The organism is Nocardia sp. NPDC050710 (genome assembly GCF_040654375.1).
GTDB lineage: Bacteria > Actinomycetota > Actinomycetes > Mycobacteriales > Mycobacteriaceae > Nocardia.
This window is the reverse complement of record NZ_JBFAHV010000006.1, coordinates 211,529-226,982: the sequence shown is the minus strand read 5'-3', so window position 1 is coordinate 226,982 and position 15,454 is coordinate 211,529. Positions and strand designations below refer to the sequence as shown.

Here is a 15,454-nt window from a genome sequence, read left to right as displayed (position 1 = left end):
GTCGGCTGCCTCGTAACGACAACCAGTTGAATCCGCCCAGTTCATATCCTGGGCGTTCAGCCGCCATATCACCGAGGCGGGTTCGATCGGCTCGATGGGCACCATCGACGGCGACAAACCGTTGATCGAATCCTTGTGGAGCAGAATGCAGATCCAGCTCCACGACCGCACGAAGTGGAAGATTCGCGCCGAGCTCGCCAACGCAGATCTCCGAGATTTTCACAACGGATAACGCTGCCACTTCGATCTCGGCTGGCTCACACCGACGTTCGAAAAGGCCGATCGGCACCTACAACCGGTTTCCCGACTGCTCGCAACCGAGGCAGAAACCAACCAGGGGCAGCCCACCGGCCGCACGAAAGTGCGAGGCTAGCACCAGGTTTGAGGTTAACCAGCCTTCAGTGTGTCATGCATCACATTGGGGATCCGTATACGTCTGGCCGACATCTAAATTGTTGTCAGATGGGGCGGCACGATTCCCTCGCGCGTTCGCGACGAGGGCCGACAGATCCTTTCTGACGCGGATCAGTAACAGCAGTCCCGCGCTCATTCGGTGTGCGCGACGAAGGAATGGGGAACCTGATGAAGGTAAATACAGTATTAGCGGGGTCGGCGCTGGCCGCCGCGGCATGCGTCGGATTTCCGGCAGTGGCTCATGCCGAGGTTTTGACATTCGCTCCACATGAACGGACGATCACCACCGAGGACGGCTGGAAGCTTAAGCTCCGCCTGGAGAACGAGGAATGGAATCGTGTTCCCACCACCAATATGACCGGCACCTCTCGTGAAGGCTACGGCGGAATGCGTGCGGTCGTGACACTGGACGGAAAGGGGTCCGCGCTCAAGGGGGTGCAGGTCCAGGTGGGGTATATCATCGGCTGCTTCGCCGATCTCAACAGCGTCACCGCTGGACTGCAGGCCCAAATCGGCCCGCAGGCAAGTATCGAGCCCGGCTTCCCGATCCCGGTAGTGCCCAAAGGCGCACTGAATGCGGCCGTGACCCCGAGCATCCAGGCGTCCATCTCACCGGGGCAGATCAAGGCATATCCGTTGGCACAGAAGAACCTAGAGGCAACGGAAGGCGTGCTCCAGATCAGGGAAGCGCATATGAATATCGATGGCTGCCTCGGACCCGCCCAGGTCCGCGCGTACAGCAGCGTGATCATCGATTCCAAGGTCGTCAAGGACGGAACCACCGTCTATGGCGACACGTTCCCCATCTAGCAGCCGGAGGCTCAGGTGAACAAGCAGCAAATCACTCTGATGGCTGCAGCCGCGGCCGTATTCTCGGGACTCACGATCACCACGGTCTCGGCCGCACCGGGCCCGAATTCCGACCAAGGGCCCACACAGGGTGTCCCCGGTCTGCCCACCTCCACGCCGTCGTCTACCGGCGGCGGCGGGCCGACTACGACAGCGCCACCGACCACGGGACCACCTCCACGCAGTGGCCAGGCCCTGGTGCCACCGGCGGGAATCACCACCCCTCCGACGTCCACCAAGCGTCGACCCGGTGGGGCCAACGGTGTCCTGCCCAGTCTGGCGCAGGAGCCCGGTGGTACCGACGTGCCCGAGGCGCCCTGGGCGCCCTAGCCAGGAACGGAGCCCGGCACCGACCTGGTACGGCAGTGGTAGACGTACGGCGTATCGACGTAGGTGGGTTGGCGTGGAGGGCGACGTCGGTGCTCGGGCCCGTTAGCGATGGATGTATCCCAGCGTGAATGGCGCATCGTCCAGTCGTGGGGCGATCGATTCCCCGCCGAGTGCCTGCCGCAGTATGGCTTGTTCGTCCTGGATAACGTGCATCACGGCGTTGATCAGGGCGAGGTGGGTGAACGCCTGCGGATAGTTGCCCCAGTGCCGGCCGGTTCGGGGGTCGATCTCTTCGGCGTAGAGGCCTAGGGGGCTGGCGTAGCCGAGCAGTTTCTCGCACAGCTGTTTGGCCCGCTTCTTTTCGCCGATCTCCGACAGCGCCGAGACCAGCCAGAACGAGCAGATCGTGAAAGCGCCTTCCTCCCCGGCGAATCCATCGTCGGTTTCACCGACGCGGTAGCGCAAGACGAGGCCGTCCTCGGTCAGCTCGTCGGCAACGGCCAACACGGTGTTGCGTACCCGGTCGTCGTCGGGGGGCAGGAAACGAACCAATGGGATGAGCAGGGTCGAGGCGTCCAGCGCCGTGCCGCCGTAATACTGGGTGAACACCCCCCGAGAGTCGACCGCATGCGTGCATATGTCGGCATGGATTTCGTTGGCGGCCTCTTGCCAGCGATGCGCACGTTCGAGGTCCTGGTGGATGCGGGCCAGCCGAGCGCCGCGATCGGCGGCAACCCAGCACATGACTTTGCTGGAGGTGAAGTGTTGCGGCTTCCCGCGAACTTCCCAGATGCCGTGGTCGGGATCGCGCCAGGCGGTGAGGGCACTTTTGACCGCCCGGCCCAGCATGGGCCAGGCCCGTGCGTCGATTTGATCTTGGTGGCGGGCGTAGAGGTAGACCGAATCCAGCGCCGCACCCCACACATCGTGCTGGCGTTGCCGGTATGCGCCGTTGCCGATGCGAACGGGGCCGGCATTGTCGTAGCCGCGCAGGTGCGGGAGGGTTTGCTCGGTGAGGTCGGTTTCGCCGCCGATGCCGTACACGATCTGCATGTCCCGGGCTTCTTCGGCCAAGTCGAGGATGTACGAGAAGAAGTCGTTCGCCTCCCAGCTGAAGCCCAGTGTGTACAGGCCCCACAGCGCGAAGGCGGAGTCGCGGATCCATGAGTAGCGGTAGTCCCAATTGCGTTCTCCGCCTGGGGTTTCGGGCAACGAAGTGGTGGCGGCGGCAGCGATGGCGCCGGTGGGGGCGAAGGTCAGGCCCTTGAGGGTCAGGGCGCTGCGGGTGAGCTGGGCTGTCCACGGATGGTTCGGAAATCGCCCGTTGGCCAGCCAGTGCCGCCAATGGTGGATCGTCCGTTGCAGCCGTTCATCGGCCTCGCCGAAGGCACGGGGGGCATCGCGACTCCCCCAGGAGAGCGCGCAGAAGCGTGTGTCGCCCGTCTTCAGCAGAGTGCGGGCGACGGCGTGCGTACCTTCCAGCCCCAAGCGCATGTCGGTGCTCAACGTCAGCCGCAGGTCGACCCCGTCGGCACTGGCCTGCGCGAGGTGGTAGCTGTCGAGGTACTCCCAACGAGCGCGATGCGCGCCATAGCCGAAAGCCGGCTGGCAATCGAGCCCGAACTGGATCTGTCCGGTCTCACAGCGCACGGTCCGCAGCAGAATGTGCTCGGCGTCGTAGTCGGTGGGGGCCCGGCGATGGGCGCTGCGACCGGGTGTCTGGTGCCGCCAGGGCCCGACCAGCAGCACATCGCGCACCGTCGCCCACCCTTCGCCGCTGCGCCAGCTCGTCTCCATGACCATCGTGCCAGGGATGTAGCGGCGATCGGTGGGCACCATGAAGTCGGCGGGGGCGAACCGGAACGACCCGGCGGAACGATCCAGTATCGCCGCGAAAACACTCGGGGAGTCCATCCGGGGTAGACACATCCACTCGATGGCTCCGCTGGGGGCGATCAGTGCGGTGACCTCACAGTCGGAGATAAAGCCATAGTCGTCGATGCGCGGGAACGCGGTGAGCCGCGGCGTGCGTTCGATCTCGTCCATGTTTGCTCCATCGTCATCTCGGCGCTGGCAGCTGGCCCGGCGAACCCGCCTTCTTTCTCGACCAGACTGCGATCGGTATCAGGACGTGAGTGATATGGCGCTTCCACTAGCCCACCACCTTGTCGGTGATATCGGCAAGCCCGGCGGACACGTGGCCCGCCGGACCGGCCTCGGTCTCGCGGGCCGCGACGGTTGCTGTCGGGTCGTCGGTACCGCGAGACCCATTCGACCGCGGCCGAGCAGTCTCGGCCCGTGTGGAAATGACCGCGGAGACTCGGCGGAAATGGATCGGCCCACCTCGGCGACGCCACGCCGGTCGCACCGACTCCGACGGCCAGTCGGGTCCGGGAGAAGCGGCGTGGCGATCACACTGTCCTACGCGTTTTGTTCGCCCACGACGTCCAGCACCCAGACGACGCCGAAGCGGTCCCGCACCATCCCGTAGGCGGGCGCCCAACCGGCCGGGCCCATCGGGATCACGACTGTCCCCCCGTCGCAGAGCCCGTCCCAATAGCCGGTGATCTCTTCGACGGTCTCGCCACGCAAGGAGACGAAGAACGAGTTCTCACCCTGGTCGTAGGCCATCCGCGCCGGCACGTCGTAGGCCATGACGTGGAAGCCGTTCTCGGCGAGCACCTGACCCCACATCACGTGGTCGGCCTCCGACTCCTCCTGGACGTTCCCGGCGTCCTTGTAGGTGACGGCGGCGAGGTCGCCACCGAGCACGGATTGATAGAACTCCAGCGCCGAGCGCGCGTCGCCGCGGAAGTTCAGGTGGGTTGTGGTCGTAACCGACAAGGTCTGGTCCTTACCTTCGAACTGATGTCTGACATACGCAACAGTCGCAGGGGAAGTGGCCAGGATGTGTCCTCTTCTTCGGGCAGTATGAGAAATATGCCGAAGACCTCAGCGAGACTGCTGTCGCTGCTGTCGCTATTGCAGGCGCGCCGCGACTGGCCGGGGGCGCTGTTGGCCGAGCGGCTGCGGGTCAGCCCGCGCACCGTGCGCCGCGATGTCGACCGCCTACGCGAGCTGGGCTATCCCATCGCGGCCATCAAAGGCCCCGACGGGGGGTACCGGCTCGGCGCGGGCACGGCACTGCCGCCGCTGTTGTTCGACGACGAGCAGGCCGTCGCCCTGGCCGTGGCACTCCAGATCGCCACGACCGCCGGCGCCGGAATCGAGGAGGACGCGATGCGCGCGCTGAATACGGTCAGGCAGGTCATGCCCGCACGGCTACGCCACCGCATCGACGCCCTCCAGGTGATCGCCGTCGCGCAGCCATCGGCGCCGCAGGCCGACAGCGGCGTGCTGATTGCGCTGAGTGCCGCCATCCGTGCCCGCGAAGTGCTGCGCTTCGACTACCCGTCCGCCTCCCGTCCGGAGGCGGACGACGACGGCACCCCGGCCCCTCCACGCCGGGTGGAGCCCCACCACCTCGTCACCCGGGGCGGGCGCTGGTACCTCGTCGCCTTCGACCTCGACCGCGCCGACTGGCGCACCTACCGCGCCGACCGGATCACTCCACGGACCCCCACGGGCCCTGCGTTCGTCCCCCGCGAGTTACCCGGAGGCGACGTGGCCGCCTTCGTGACCAGCAGGTTCCACGGTTCCGACGGCACCGGTGACTGGCCCTGCCGTGGCGAGGTGATCCTGCACCTCCCCGCCGCCGCAGTGGCGCCGTACATCCGCGACGGGGTCGTCGAGGAACTCGGCCCGGACCGCTGCCGCGTCACCCTCGGTTCATGGTCATGGCCCGGCCTGGCCACCGCCATCGGCAGGTTCGACGCCGACATCGAGATCATCGGTCCGCACGAACTCGAAGCCGCCTTCGCGCACCTGGCCCGCCGCTACGCCAATGCCACGGCGACGCACCCGCCGAACCAATGAGCAACGTGCGTCGACCACGGTCCACTCCGAGGAAGGTCCCCAGCGCCGCGACTGCGGTCCAGATCGCTGCCGTGGTCAATCCGGAATTCGCTGCAATATCAGCGATACTGATACCTGCTCCAACGCCACAGATCAGCTCACCGATCGCCCTGGCTAGACCGAGAAGGAAATTGCCACAAATCGCAAGTATTCCGACATAAAACGCGAGGCCTCCCACCGCGGCATCCATCATTGCGCTCCTAGCCTTCTCCGCGATCTCAGAAAATGTTGCCGCAGCGCCACTCTGGCTCGCGCATGTCTGCATGTATGAGGTTCGCGCCGCACCTTCCCATTTTCGAAGTGCCTCAACATTGTTGGGATCGAGCGCTTGCTTGACCCCAAGAGCACCATCCCGAACATCCGCCCAGTCTTTGCTCCGCAGATACATTTCATACGGCGCGCGTTGGCCGCCGACACGGACAGCATGCTCTTCTATGGAATCGACATATACCCCCCAGTCGCGTAGCCGCCGCCTACCGGGCGGACGCGACCACCCTCTCTGGCCTCGTTCGGTTTGTCAAACGCGTTGACCTGAAGCTTCTATATGAAAGCCATTGCGTACGCGCCGACTTCGGCCACGAAGCCCCACGGGGGGCCCGTTCCAGAGCCACGCAATTTATATACTATCGCCCGATGTTCATGGCGATGTTGCCTAATGCGCTGCGGTGCAGCAGTTTTCGAGTTCGCACACGTATGGCTCCTCAGGTGGCGAAGCTCCATCGCTGAGATGTCCGCCCACGTTCGGTGCCGATATGGAGGACGCTGGCTGGTCGGCGACGACTCGCGGTCCAGCGGGGTTCGCAGAGGATGTTGTGAACTGGCCGATTCGTACCAGCCGTCGTGACCGAACGTCTCGCGCCAACCCCGGGGCGGGTGTGTCGATGCCGTCGTCATGTTGCGGGCTAGGGGGAACGGTCGGTTATAGTCGCCAGGGACGATCATGGCAGTTCATAGGAAGTGGGGGTGGCCATGCGGGCGAACGCGTGTGCGCTGCTGATGTCGGGGGCATCGATCGGTGTATCCACGGTGACGGTCGGTGGGTCGTCGAGGAATGACAGGTCAGGGCCGAGTTCGGCGACGAGCTGACGCACGACACTCGGACACTGATCCATCGATACCCCGAACTTCGCACTACCGGAACGGATTTCACCCGCATGGCCTGGACTTGGGACCTCGATACCTTCGCCGCTCTCTGGTTCAACGAAGGAAACGATCGGATGCCCTCGCCGCTGCGTTACCGCAGCCGCTTCGCCACCCTCGACGAACTCGAAGCCCACCAATCCGCCGTCCGCGCCGGCTACCGCGGTGAGGAACGCACACGCATCGACTTGCTCGTCCATACCGTCGCGTCTTGCGATATGCGTTTCGAAATTATCTGCAGCACAGTCTCTTACAAAGGCAGTGACGGCAAGACACCCAAACATCGCCGTATGGTCGGCGCCCGCAACGCCCACTACGCCGCACTGCTGCACCAAACCGGCACCCACGACGAGTTCGGCGACATCCATGCCCGCCTCGTGGACCCCGATCAACTGCCGGCCGCTCTCGCCGGCGCCCTCCCACCCTGCAAACCAGGGTCCCAACCTCGGGCCACATTCCACGTCGACGAGCTCAAACCCAGCACCGGTTACAAGGTCGACAACGCCCGCAACAGCTCGCGTGAGCGCTTCGACCGCCTGGCCCGCCGCCCCGCGGACGGCGGAGGCCAAGCGATTCTTCGCCTCGGCACCTTCCATGCCCAACCCAACCGCCACCGCGCCCTGCAGTGGTACGACATCACAGGCGATGGCCGCTACGTCGAACACCGCGACCACACATACCTCGACATCCGACCCGGCACACCGCAAGACCTCACTGCCACCTTCGCGAGCTGGATGGACCAAGCCATGCAACAGCTCCGCGCACGAGAAGCAGACGCCTGGTACTAACGCGCAGGTCGTGCGCTGACGTTCTGACCGGACGCAAAACCTCGAGGTCTGCAGTCGTATGCACGACCTGGGTCCGGCGGGCCGCGACAAGTGCGACCACCCGCCACATCTGGGTGTGCCGGATCGGTGGCTGACGTCCAGTGCGGCAGAGTCCGTCCTAGTCAGTTCGTCTGGTGAGCTGATCGTTCTGGCGAGGCTCGAGGTCAACGCCGAGACGGACGAGGTCATTGCGAACTTCGGTCGAAAGGGTTCCGTGGCGGTGTTCTCTGCGGCGGCTGTTGAGCCAGCTCCCTAGGTGGAAACCGTCGGGGGTGCTGTAGGTCCGGGGAACGTTAGCCGTTCCGTTCTCGTTCCGGTAGGCACTGAGTGCGTCGAGTGCAGCGTTCCACCTGGTCTGCTGAGGATTCCAGTCGACACCGAGGTCGGTAAGCTGCTGTTCACGCTCGGAGCTCAGTCGCCCGCTGGTCCGCTCCCCGCGGCGAGACATCAGCCAGCGACCGAGACGGAACCCGTCTGCAGTGACGTATTTACCTGGCACGTCCACATGGCCGTTCTCGGAGCGGTAGAAGCGGAGTGCGTCGAGTCCACGTTGGAATTGGGTGTCGAATGGCCGCCATGTGATGCCGAGCGTTTCGAGTTGTTGGATCCGTTCGGGTCGGAGGGTGCCATCATCGAAGTTGCTTCGGCAGTGCTGTAGCCATTTGCCGAGGTAACGGCCGTCTGGGGAGCGGTATGTGCTGGGAATGTCGAGGTGGCCGTGTTGAGTATGGAATGCGCGAGCGGCGGCGAGGTTGTCCTCCCACTGGGAGTCGTGCTTGGGGTCGCGGCGCCGGCGGTTGGCTGGATCAACACCTAACACATGTAACTGCTGGATTTGCTCGTCGGGGAGTCTGCCGTCCCGGTGTCGGCGGCGTTGGGCAGCCAGCCAGGGGCCGAGTTGATAGCCGTCGCCGGTGATGTAAGTGTGGGGCACTTCAGCTGTGCCGTGCCGCTGGCGGTAGGCACTGAGCTCGGCAATGCCGCGCTCGAATCCCCTGAGCGGGTAGGGATTCAGGGGCACTTCCAGCTCAGTGAGCTGGTTGATTTCAGCGGCGGTGAGCCGGTCATTTCGGTGGTAGGTGCGGATGGCCTTCAGCCAGTCCCCTAGCGCGAATCCGTCGGGAGTTCGGTAATCGGCGAGAACACGGGCATGCCCATGCTCTCGGACGAATTCAGTCAGGTGGGCCAGGCCAACCGACCAGCGCTCGCGTCTGCGTCGGCCAGTGGGTTGCGGGCTGAGATCGACGCCGAGTGCGCGGAGGTCGGCGATCTGGATGTCTGTCAGTTCCCCACGGTGATAGCCGCGACGGCACTGCAGGACGAAACTCGCTAAGGACCGGTACCCATTAGGGGTGACGTAGGTTTTGGGTGGGTTCGCGTGCCCGTGGATGCGGACGAATTCCCTGAGATCTTGGAGACGTTGAGGCCAATTGTGCCAGCGCCGGTGTCCGGGTCGTCGGCGCTCCCAACGGACGCCGAGTGCGGCCAGTCTGGCGGCTCGGTCAGCAGGCAGAGTTCCGGCGCGGTAGCTGTTGCGGCTCGCCGAAAGCCATTGCCCCAGGGGTCGCCCCTCACTGGTCCGGTATGTGGTGGGAATGTCGGCATGACCATGCTCGGCGTGGTACTCGAGGAGTGCGCCGTAGCTCTCCCACCACGATGACGTTGTGGCTTCCACAGTGCGCACCATGATCGACTCGCAGAACTCGTCACCGACTCTGGCGGGCGTGCTGTTGACGTGCAGCCACTCCGCTGGCGGCTCGGCGACGGGGCGGTCATCTGTGCGGCGCAACCGGTTTTGGCGTCGTTGGTCAAGGTAGTCGGCGATGCGTTCGTCGTGCGCTCGCAAGGCTCGCACCACTCGCCATACTGTGTCGAACTCCGACCCGTCCAAAGCTGTTGCGGGGTTTTCGCCTTCGGTAAGAAAGATCGGGACAATGATCGTGGCGATCTTGCCCGTATCGTCGCCACGGCGGAGCGCACGTCCGACCGCTTGCACCACGTCCGTCGCGGAATCCCGTGGATCGGCGAACATCACCGCGTCCAACGCCGGCACATCAACCCCCTCCGCCAGTACCCGCGCGTTCGACACCACCACCGTCGCATCACCTGGATTTTGCAACCGCTCCAACACCCGACTGCGATGCCGGACAGTCATCTCGCCGCTGACCCACGTCGCATACACCGGCCAGCCTGGACGCTGGTCGTCGGGCAGAGCGCTGATCGTTGCCCGAAGTCCAGTCGCGAACTTCTCCGCCGCCGCAACTCGCCCGTGATAGGTGATCACCCGCCGCAACTGGTAGTCACGAACCGCTTTGGCCAGCGCAATCTGCATCGCCAACGTCCGAGCAGGCACCGCGCGCCCATTCATGTTCACGAGGCGCTCACCGGCGGTAAGTTCCGCAACCTCGGCGTCGGAGACTGTCACCACTGCGACCCGATAATCAGCGAGCAACCCTGAGTCGATCGCGGTCGCGAACGGAAGATGAAACACCTGCGGCCCAAACACCTTCGGGTCATCCATCGAAACCGTGTCGACACCGCCTACAGTCATGATCCGCGGCGTCGCCGTCAAATACAGCCTGCGTGTTGCGGGTAGCCACCGGTTCTCGTGTACTCGGGCCCACGTCCCCTTCAACCCGGCGGTGCGGTGTGCCTCATCGATCACGATGAGATCCCACGAACCGAGCTGATGGTCGGCGTGTGCCGCTGTCAGCACTGGCACGCTGGCGTAGGTGGCGAACACCGTCACCCGACCCGGCCGAGTGGCAACCGCCTCGGCGAGCTGTTCGGGGTCGGTGGTCACCGGGGTATGGAGATAGCTCAATTCGGCCCGAACCTTGGTTGCAGCGTCGGTGGCATGGCGATCACTGCACACCGCGACAATCACCCCTGCCGCCACATCCAGATGTGCGGCGTACGAGAGAGCAGTCTGCGCCAGCAGCTCCAAGGTCGGCACCAAGACCAGTACCCGCCCGTCCGGGACCAGCCGCAGCGAACACTCCGCACCGATCACGGTCTTGCCTGTACCGCACGCTGCAACAGCCGTTGCGCGGCCCCGCTCCTCGAGCTCCCCGCACACCTGCTCGACTGCCTCGACCTGATGGCGCCACAAACTGTGCTCCACCACGCCTGGCCCTCCCCGTCGATCTCGAGCTGGAACCAAAGAAGGCTAAACCGCTCGGCGGCGTCAGGTCCAACTGTGGCACCTACCGATGACGCAAGAGCCTCGAGGACTCTCAGTTCTGCGCCCTTGATACGGTGTGCTCACGATCTCGGCACAACGATCGACTGAACGGATCCGGCGTATACGCTGGGGGGTGGGGGCATTCACGTGCGAAGCACACCGCAAGAAAGTGCGCCGAAGCTATTCTGCCGACGCTATGGACCAGATCCAGCGTGGCTTCAACACCATCACCACCGCCGATCTTCGTGTCGAATCCTCAGTGGAACAGCCAGATCCGCCACTACCCCTGGCTCATCGCGCAAATATCGCATCCTCGGCGTCCGGAATGCTCATGAAGCGACGGCCTTGATCGAGGCTTCCAGCAATGGGGATCGCGGGCCGATCCGCCCACATCCGTGCCGATCCGCGCACATATCCACGCCTCGTAAACGCCCTGTCCCTGTACAAACCCGCCAGTCAGCGCCCCGCGCTCGTCCACCGGCAGGACCTGACTCCAATCTACCGACATCGCTGGCGAATCGGCCGGGCGAGAACACAATCGCCCACCCTCGCAAGGATTTTCATCCCAGGTGATGGAACCGGTTCAGGGCACGGCGCGTCTAATCATCAAGTGGGCAGGATTCCAGCCACCGCGCCGACGTTTGCGGTGTGCACACCAACAACGACCAGCGATAGGAAGGTTCAACGAGTTGGCAGAGATACTCAGCGTAGACATCGATGTGTTGGATAAGGCCGTTCAGTCTCTGCGCAACGCCGAGCATGTACTCAGTGACGCCATGAAGGCGATGGCGAAGGGTGGCCATGGGGACATCGGTACGACAGTGCTCAACAACGCAACCGACACATTCCAGCAGAGCTGGAAGTTCGGGATCGAGCGCATCGGCGAATCAGCGAAGGTGACAGGCGACGGTATCTCAGCGGCTTGTGACGCCTACAAACAGCTGGACGAGCAGTTCGCGAAAGCACTCGAGCAGGCGAAGGCCACTGTCGACAGCCAGTCGCAACCGCAGTAACCGAACCCAACGACTTAGGACGCGGCGTGAGCCAGAATTCGAATCCGTACCCCAACCTGGGTTTCAATCCGGTACCGGGAACTCCCACCGACGTGGCGGGGCTGCGTGGACAGGTCAACTCGGCCTACGACGGCGTGAAGGAAACCAACCAACTTCTCACTCGTCTGAGGAACAGCAACGACGACGTGTGGAAAGGGGACGCCGGCAATGCCTTCAGAGCAAATTTCGATGCCACGCTTGCACAAGACCTCGGTCTGGCACAGGCATCGCTCGAGAAAGCTGTCGGCCTGATCGATGAGTGGCATACCAACCTGGTCAGCTTCCAGGAGACCGCCAAAGCGTTGGAAGCCGAGGCGGCCGAGGCCCGCAACCAGCACACGCAGGCATCCGCAACACTCGAGCGAGCCCAGGCAAACCCGGATCTGAAGCTTGCGAACGTCTTCTTTACCGATCAAGCCGAGTTGCAGGCCGCACAGACACGTCTCGATGCCGCGACTGCGCAGGTACGAACGGCAAGCACCGCCGTTGACGAATGGCAAGGAAAGATCAACTCGATCATCCAGCGGGCACGGGATCTGGAAGAAACACACACCAACCTTGCCAAACGGATTGCCAGCGAACTGGAGACGGCCGCCAAAGCCGCGCCCAGCGCACCCGATAAAAGCATTTGGGACACTCTGGTTGATGGCATCAAAAGCATCGGCCAATGGATCAAGGATCACAAGGATCAGATTCATGATGTATTGGCTGGCATCTCGGCAGTTACGGGACTTATTGCACTGCTGACTCCGCCACCGGTCAGCGCCATCTTCGGCGGCATAGCCCTGATCGCCGGTGCGGGCGCGCTGGCTATGAACTTTTTGGATGCGGACGTCCGTAACTCCTTCTCCAATCTCATGGATGGTGACTGGAATTCCGAGGATCTAGGTGCGGCCAAGAAGCTGCTCGGAACAGTTGGTGTCGATTCCCTCGCCGTTATACCCGGCGCTGGCGGACTGATCAAGGGTGGCTTGGCAGCGAAGGGTGGAGGTAGCTTTATTTCGGCGTTCGCCGAGGGAGCGGGAGGGCCGGGCATCGTGTCCAAAATCGCCGACTGGGGTTTGACGACCAATATACCCAAGATAGGTACATCCATCTTGCCTGGTGAAGGCAAGGTTATCTTGTCGGAATTGGGCGAGGCCAGCAAGTTTTCGACAGGTACCACAGCGGCTGGTATCGAGACCGTTTCGCGTGCGGCAAAGGCTGGCCTAGGCTTGTTCGGTATCGGAGAGGTCATGGGCGGTAGCTGAAGTGACAGTTAATGTGTGGATTCCCAATGGATATATGGCCATGCCGCTGACCGACATCGAAAGCCGTATGGTATTGATGGATTCTCTGGTTGACGAAATGGAATCCTCGGACACGAAGCGCCTCGCTCAAACAGTATTACCCGCGATAGGCGTACTTTTCGCAGAATTAGCCGCAAAGGGTGCTTGCTATTGTGGAGTTGGCTACCATCTATCCTTGGATGGCAGTCTGATAACTTCATGCCTGACAGTCAGCGTTTGCGATCTCGGCGCAAACAAGATGAATCCCCGGCTTCTTCTGAAGGAAATCGTTGATTCCCGCGGCGAGGCGAGAGAAAGCGGCCAGACCGAGGTCCTGCAGATAGATGGACGGTCGATGCTATTCGCAGAGAAGATATCAGAACTTCCGACGCCGCAGCTTCCCGGCGCATCCGTTGCCAGCACCGAAACCGAGACCTATCAGCTCGAAGCAATTGTGCCCACAGCCGACGGGGATGCATTCGCCGCCATCGAGCTGTCCACTCCCTTCGTCGAGCACGGGCCCCAGTTCAGAAAGATGATCGTGGATATGGCGCGGTCGATCCAGATCGAACCGGGCGCTAATCGGCAGCTGGAATTCCGACCGTCTTCGCTGAATTTGTGAGGCTTGCGATGAACAACCCGAGACAGCCTGCCATTTCCGTCCCGGCAACGCAGGAAGCGGCAAACAAGGGCACCGCATTACCATGGATGGCATTTGTTGCCGGCATAATCAGCATGCCAGCCTGTGTCATATCCATAAACCTGACAGACCCCGGTCACAGTGAGGCTATCAAGAAGGCTGCCGGGTTTGGCATGATGGTCTGTGTGGTGGTTTTCTGTTTGGGTATTCTCGGAGCGTGCATGGCGTGGCTCAAGGGTCGTGTCCGTAAAATTCTGCGTTCGCACCCCTGGGAAGTCTGGCAAATCGCCTACGAAACCAACGGCCGGTTCGAATGGGTAGTGCTGTTGGACAGCAATGGCGTTCCTGTCTCGAAACTAATAGTCAGCAGCTGGGCCCACCAACTCGGAACGGTAGTCAACGGCAGCACTACCACCGCATGGTTTGCGGGGGACCCGTTGAAGCGTGGAGTGGTCTCATCTATCGGCGGCGGTCAACCACGGTACGCATATGCCGACGGCGGTCGCCAGCCTCGTCAGGCGTCCGAGTGAGCCGTTGATTCGGGCGAGTCGTCGGAAGTATTGGCTTCCGCCTCGGTGAGGCCAATACCTCCGTGTCAGGCTCGGCGCGACGATCTGTATGAGTCCAGAGATTTCGGTCCGGTGACTCCGTCGCCGGGCGGCCCTGGGCGACGGAACTGAGCTTGCTAGCGGCGCCAGATGTCAGGTCCGCGATACCCGAGGTCTGGGTCGTAATCATCGTCGTCGGTGGGTACGACGTAGTCGTTGACTTTTCGGGCTGCTCTGGAGCGAGCTATCGCTTCGTTGATCGGTAGAACTTCCGCGCTGGCCTGTCGGGCGGCTATGGAGCGCGCAATGGCTTCGCGTTCCTTGGCTTCGCGCTGTGCGCGAGCCTCCGCCTCGACGCGCTCCCGTTGAGCGCGCTCCGCAGCCTGCCGTTCATCCTCCTCGGCTTCGAGTCGAGCATTTTCCTCGGCTTCGAGTCGAGCCCGCTCTTCCTGCTTGGCCTCAATAGCAGCCGCCAACTCGTGGCCATTATGTCCGCGCATGCTGCGCTGGAGCTCTTCGAACTCGTCGCGAAGCTGCATGACTCCCCGCCGATGCTCTTCAACGATGCACTGGAATTCGTACGTGTAATCCACAGCGCCTTCACTCCTCGCTCAGCTGGTTCATAGCGGCCCGGCCTCGGCCAGTTCCGCACCCGTATCGGGGGCATTCACAACTTTCGCCGGCTCGCCCGCTGTCGGCTTCTCCTCCGGCTTCTTGACAGGCGCGGGCGTCCCCGTGGCCGGAATGCCGGTGCTCGTCCCCGGCGCCGACTGGTCAGCGGCGGGCTTTTCTTCCTTCTTCTCGTTGTCGACGATGGTTGGATTGCCGTTCGCGTCCAGCTTCACGCTGTATTCATGTTTGTTGCCGTCCGCGCCGGTCTCCGTCAACTTCGGCTGGCCGTCCGCACCAACCTCGAGCGAGTATTTCTTGCCGTTCAACTCGAAGGTGGCGGCCTTCTTGCTCTCGTCCTTCTTGTCGTCTTCCTTCTTGTCGTCGTCTTTCTTGTCGTCTTCCTTCTTGTCATCACCCGACAGGTCTTCGATGGCTTCGGTGATGGCAGTGGTCAGCGTGGATACGCCGGTCGTGGCGGCTGTGGCCAGGGAACTCGCCGCCGTTTGCAGCGAAGTTGCCAGCGTGGAAGCCAGGCCGGAGAGCGCTGTATCCGAGGACGACGGGGTACTGCTGGTCGGAGTCCCGGTCGACGGCGTTCCCGACGTCGGAGTGCCG

14 protein-coding genes and 1 pseudogene are annotated in these 15,454 nt (G+C 63.0%); 9 read left to right on the top strand and 6 right to left on the bottom strand.

The genetic code is table 11. The features are described from left to right. The first annotated feature begins 94 nt into the window (after positions 1-94). The 3 genes from AB0H61_RS14675 to AB0H61_RS14665 all read left to right on the top strand — a co-directional run bounded on the left by AB0H61_RS14675 (position 95) and on the right by AB0H61_RS14665 (position 1,593). Positions 95-232: a hypothetical protein gene (locus AB0H61_RS14675; RefSeq protein WP_357303723.1), complete on the top strand. Its 138-nt coding sequence runs from the start codon at positions 95-97 to the stop codon at positions 230-232. 350 nt (positions 233-582) lie between these two features. Continuing rightward, entirely contained in the window at positions 583-1,224 is a 642-nt protein-coding gene (locus AB0H61_RS14670; RefSeq protein ID WP_357303720.1) for an MspA family porin, read from the top strand. Between the two features lie 15 nt (positions 1,225-1,239). Next, entirely contained in the window at positions 1,240-1,593 is a 354-nt protein-coding gene (locus AB0H61_RS14665; RefSeq protein WP_357303717.1) for a hypothetical protein, read from the top strand. A 102-nt stretch (positions 1,594-1,695) separates the two neighbouring features. Here the strand turns inward: AB0H61_RS14665 and AB0H61_RS14660 are convergent, their stop codons facing one another. Further along, entirely contained in the window at positions 1,696-3,639 is a 1,944-nt protein-coding gene (locus tag AB0H61_RS14660; RefSeq protein ID WP_357303715.1) for a glycoside hydrolase family 15 protein, read from the bottom strand. A gap of 375 nt (positions 3,640-4,014) precedes the next feature. After that, on the bottom strand, positions 4,015-4,437 hold the full coding sequence (locus AB0H61_RS14655) for a VOC family protein (RefSeq protein ID WP_357303712.1): 423 nt from the start codon (positions 4,435-4,437) through the stop codon (positions 4,015-4,017). Between the two features lie 96 nt (positions 4,438-4,533). Here AB0H61_RS14655 and AB0H61_RS14650 point away from each other — a divergent pair, with 96 nt between their 5' ends. Beyond that, entirely contained in the window at positions 4,534-5,529 is a 996-nt protein-coding gene (locus AB0H61_RS14650; RefSeq protein WP_357303709.1) for a WYL domain-containing protein, read from the top strand. A gap of 977 nt (positions 5,530-6,506) precedes the next feature. On the opposite strand, the gene AB0H61_RS14645 is transcribed toward AB0H61_RS14650, so the two are convergent. After that, on the bottom strand, positions 6,507-6,680 hold the full coding sequence (locus tag AB0H61_RS14645; RefSeq protein WP_357303706.1) for a hypothetical protein: 174 nt from the start codon (positions 6,678-6,680) through the stop codon (positions 6,507-6,509). Positions 6,681-6,722: 42 nt separating this feature from the next. On the opposite strand from AB0H61_RS14645, the gene AB0H61_RS14640 reads away from it, so the two are divergent. Further along, the gene (locus AB0H61_RS14640) at positions 6,723-7,496 is read left to right on the top strand and encodes an ESX secretion-associated protein EspG (protein WP_357303704.1); all 774 of its coding nucleotides are present in this window, start codon (positions 6,723-6,725) and stop codon (positions 7,494-7,496) included. A 157-nt stretch (positions 7,497-7,653) separates the two neighbouring features. On the opposite strand, the gene AB0H61_RS14635 is transcribed toward AB0H61_RS14640, so the two are convergent. Next, a complete protein-coding gene (locus tag AB0H61_RS14635) occupies positions 7,654-10,662 on the bottom strand; it encodes a Helicase associated domain protein (protein ID WP_357303701.1) in 3,009 nt (1,002 codons plus the stop codon). 746 nt (positions 10,663-11,408) lie between these two features. On the opposite strand from AB0H61_RS14635, the gene AB0H61_RS14630 reads away from it, so the two are divergent. Genes AB0H61_RS14630 through AB0H61_RS14615 form a run of 4 tightly spaced genes read left to right on the top strand, consistent with a single transcriptional unit; the run spans position 11,409 to position 14,209 of the window. Beyond that, positions 11,409-11,732: a hypothetical protein gene (locus AB0H61_RS14630; RefSeq protein WP_357303698.1), complete on the top strand. Its 324-nt coding sequence runs from the start codon at positions 11,409-11,411 to the stop codon at positions 11,730-11,732. Positions 11,733-11,758: 26 nt separating this feature from the next. Further along, positions 11,759-13,021 (top strand): hypothetical protein, encoded by a 1,263-nt coding sequence (locus tag AB0H61_RS14625; protein ID WP_357303695.1) that lies wholly within the window; start codon positions 11,759-11,761, stop codon positions 13,019-13,021. A gap of 34 nt (positions 13,022-13,055) precedes the next feature. Next, positions 13,056-13,661 carry a hypothetical protein gene (locus tag AB0H61_RS14620; RefSeq protein WP_357303693.1) on the top strand — a complete coding sequence of 202 codons (606 nt, stop codon included), beginning with the start codon at positions 13,056-13,058 and terminating at the stop codon, positions 13,659-13,661. After that, a complete protein-coding gene (locus AB0H61_RS14615; RefSeq protein ID WP_357303690.1) occupies positions 13,658-14,209 on the top strand; it encodes a hypothetical protein in 552 nt (183 codons plus the stop codon). The genes AB0H61_RS14620 and AB0H61_RS14615 overlap by 4 nt, the downstream gene beginning before the upstream one ends. 155 nt (positions 14,210-14,364) lie before the next feature. Here the strand turns inward: AB0H61_RS14615 and AB0H61_RS14610 are convergent, their stop codons facing one another. Both AB0H61_RS14610 and AB0H61_RS14605 read right to left on the bottom strand, forming a co-directional pair. Then, positions 14,365-14,820 (bottom strand): hypothetical protein, encoded by a 456-nt coding sequence (locus AB0H61_RS14610; protein WP_357303687.1) that lies wholly within the window; start codon positions 14,818-14,820, stop codon positions 14,365-14,367. Positions 14,821-14,847: 27 nt separating this feature from the next. Continuing rightward, positions 14,848-15,454 (bottom strand): annotated as a pseudogene (locus AB0H61_RS14605) (hypothetical protein); the annotation flags it as partial.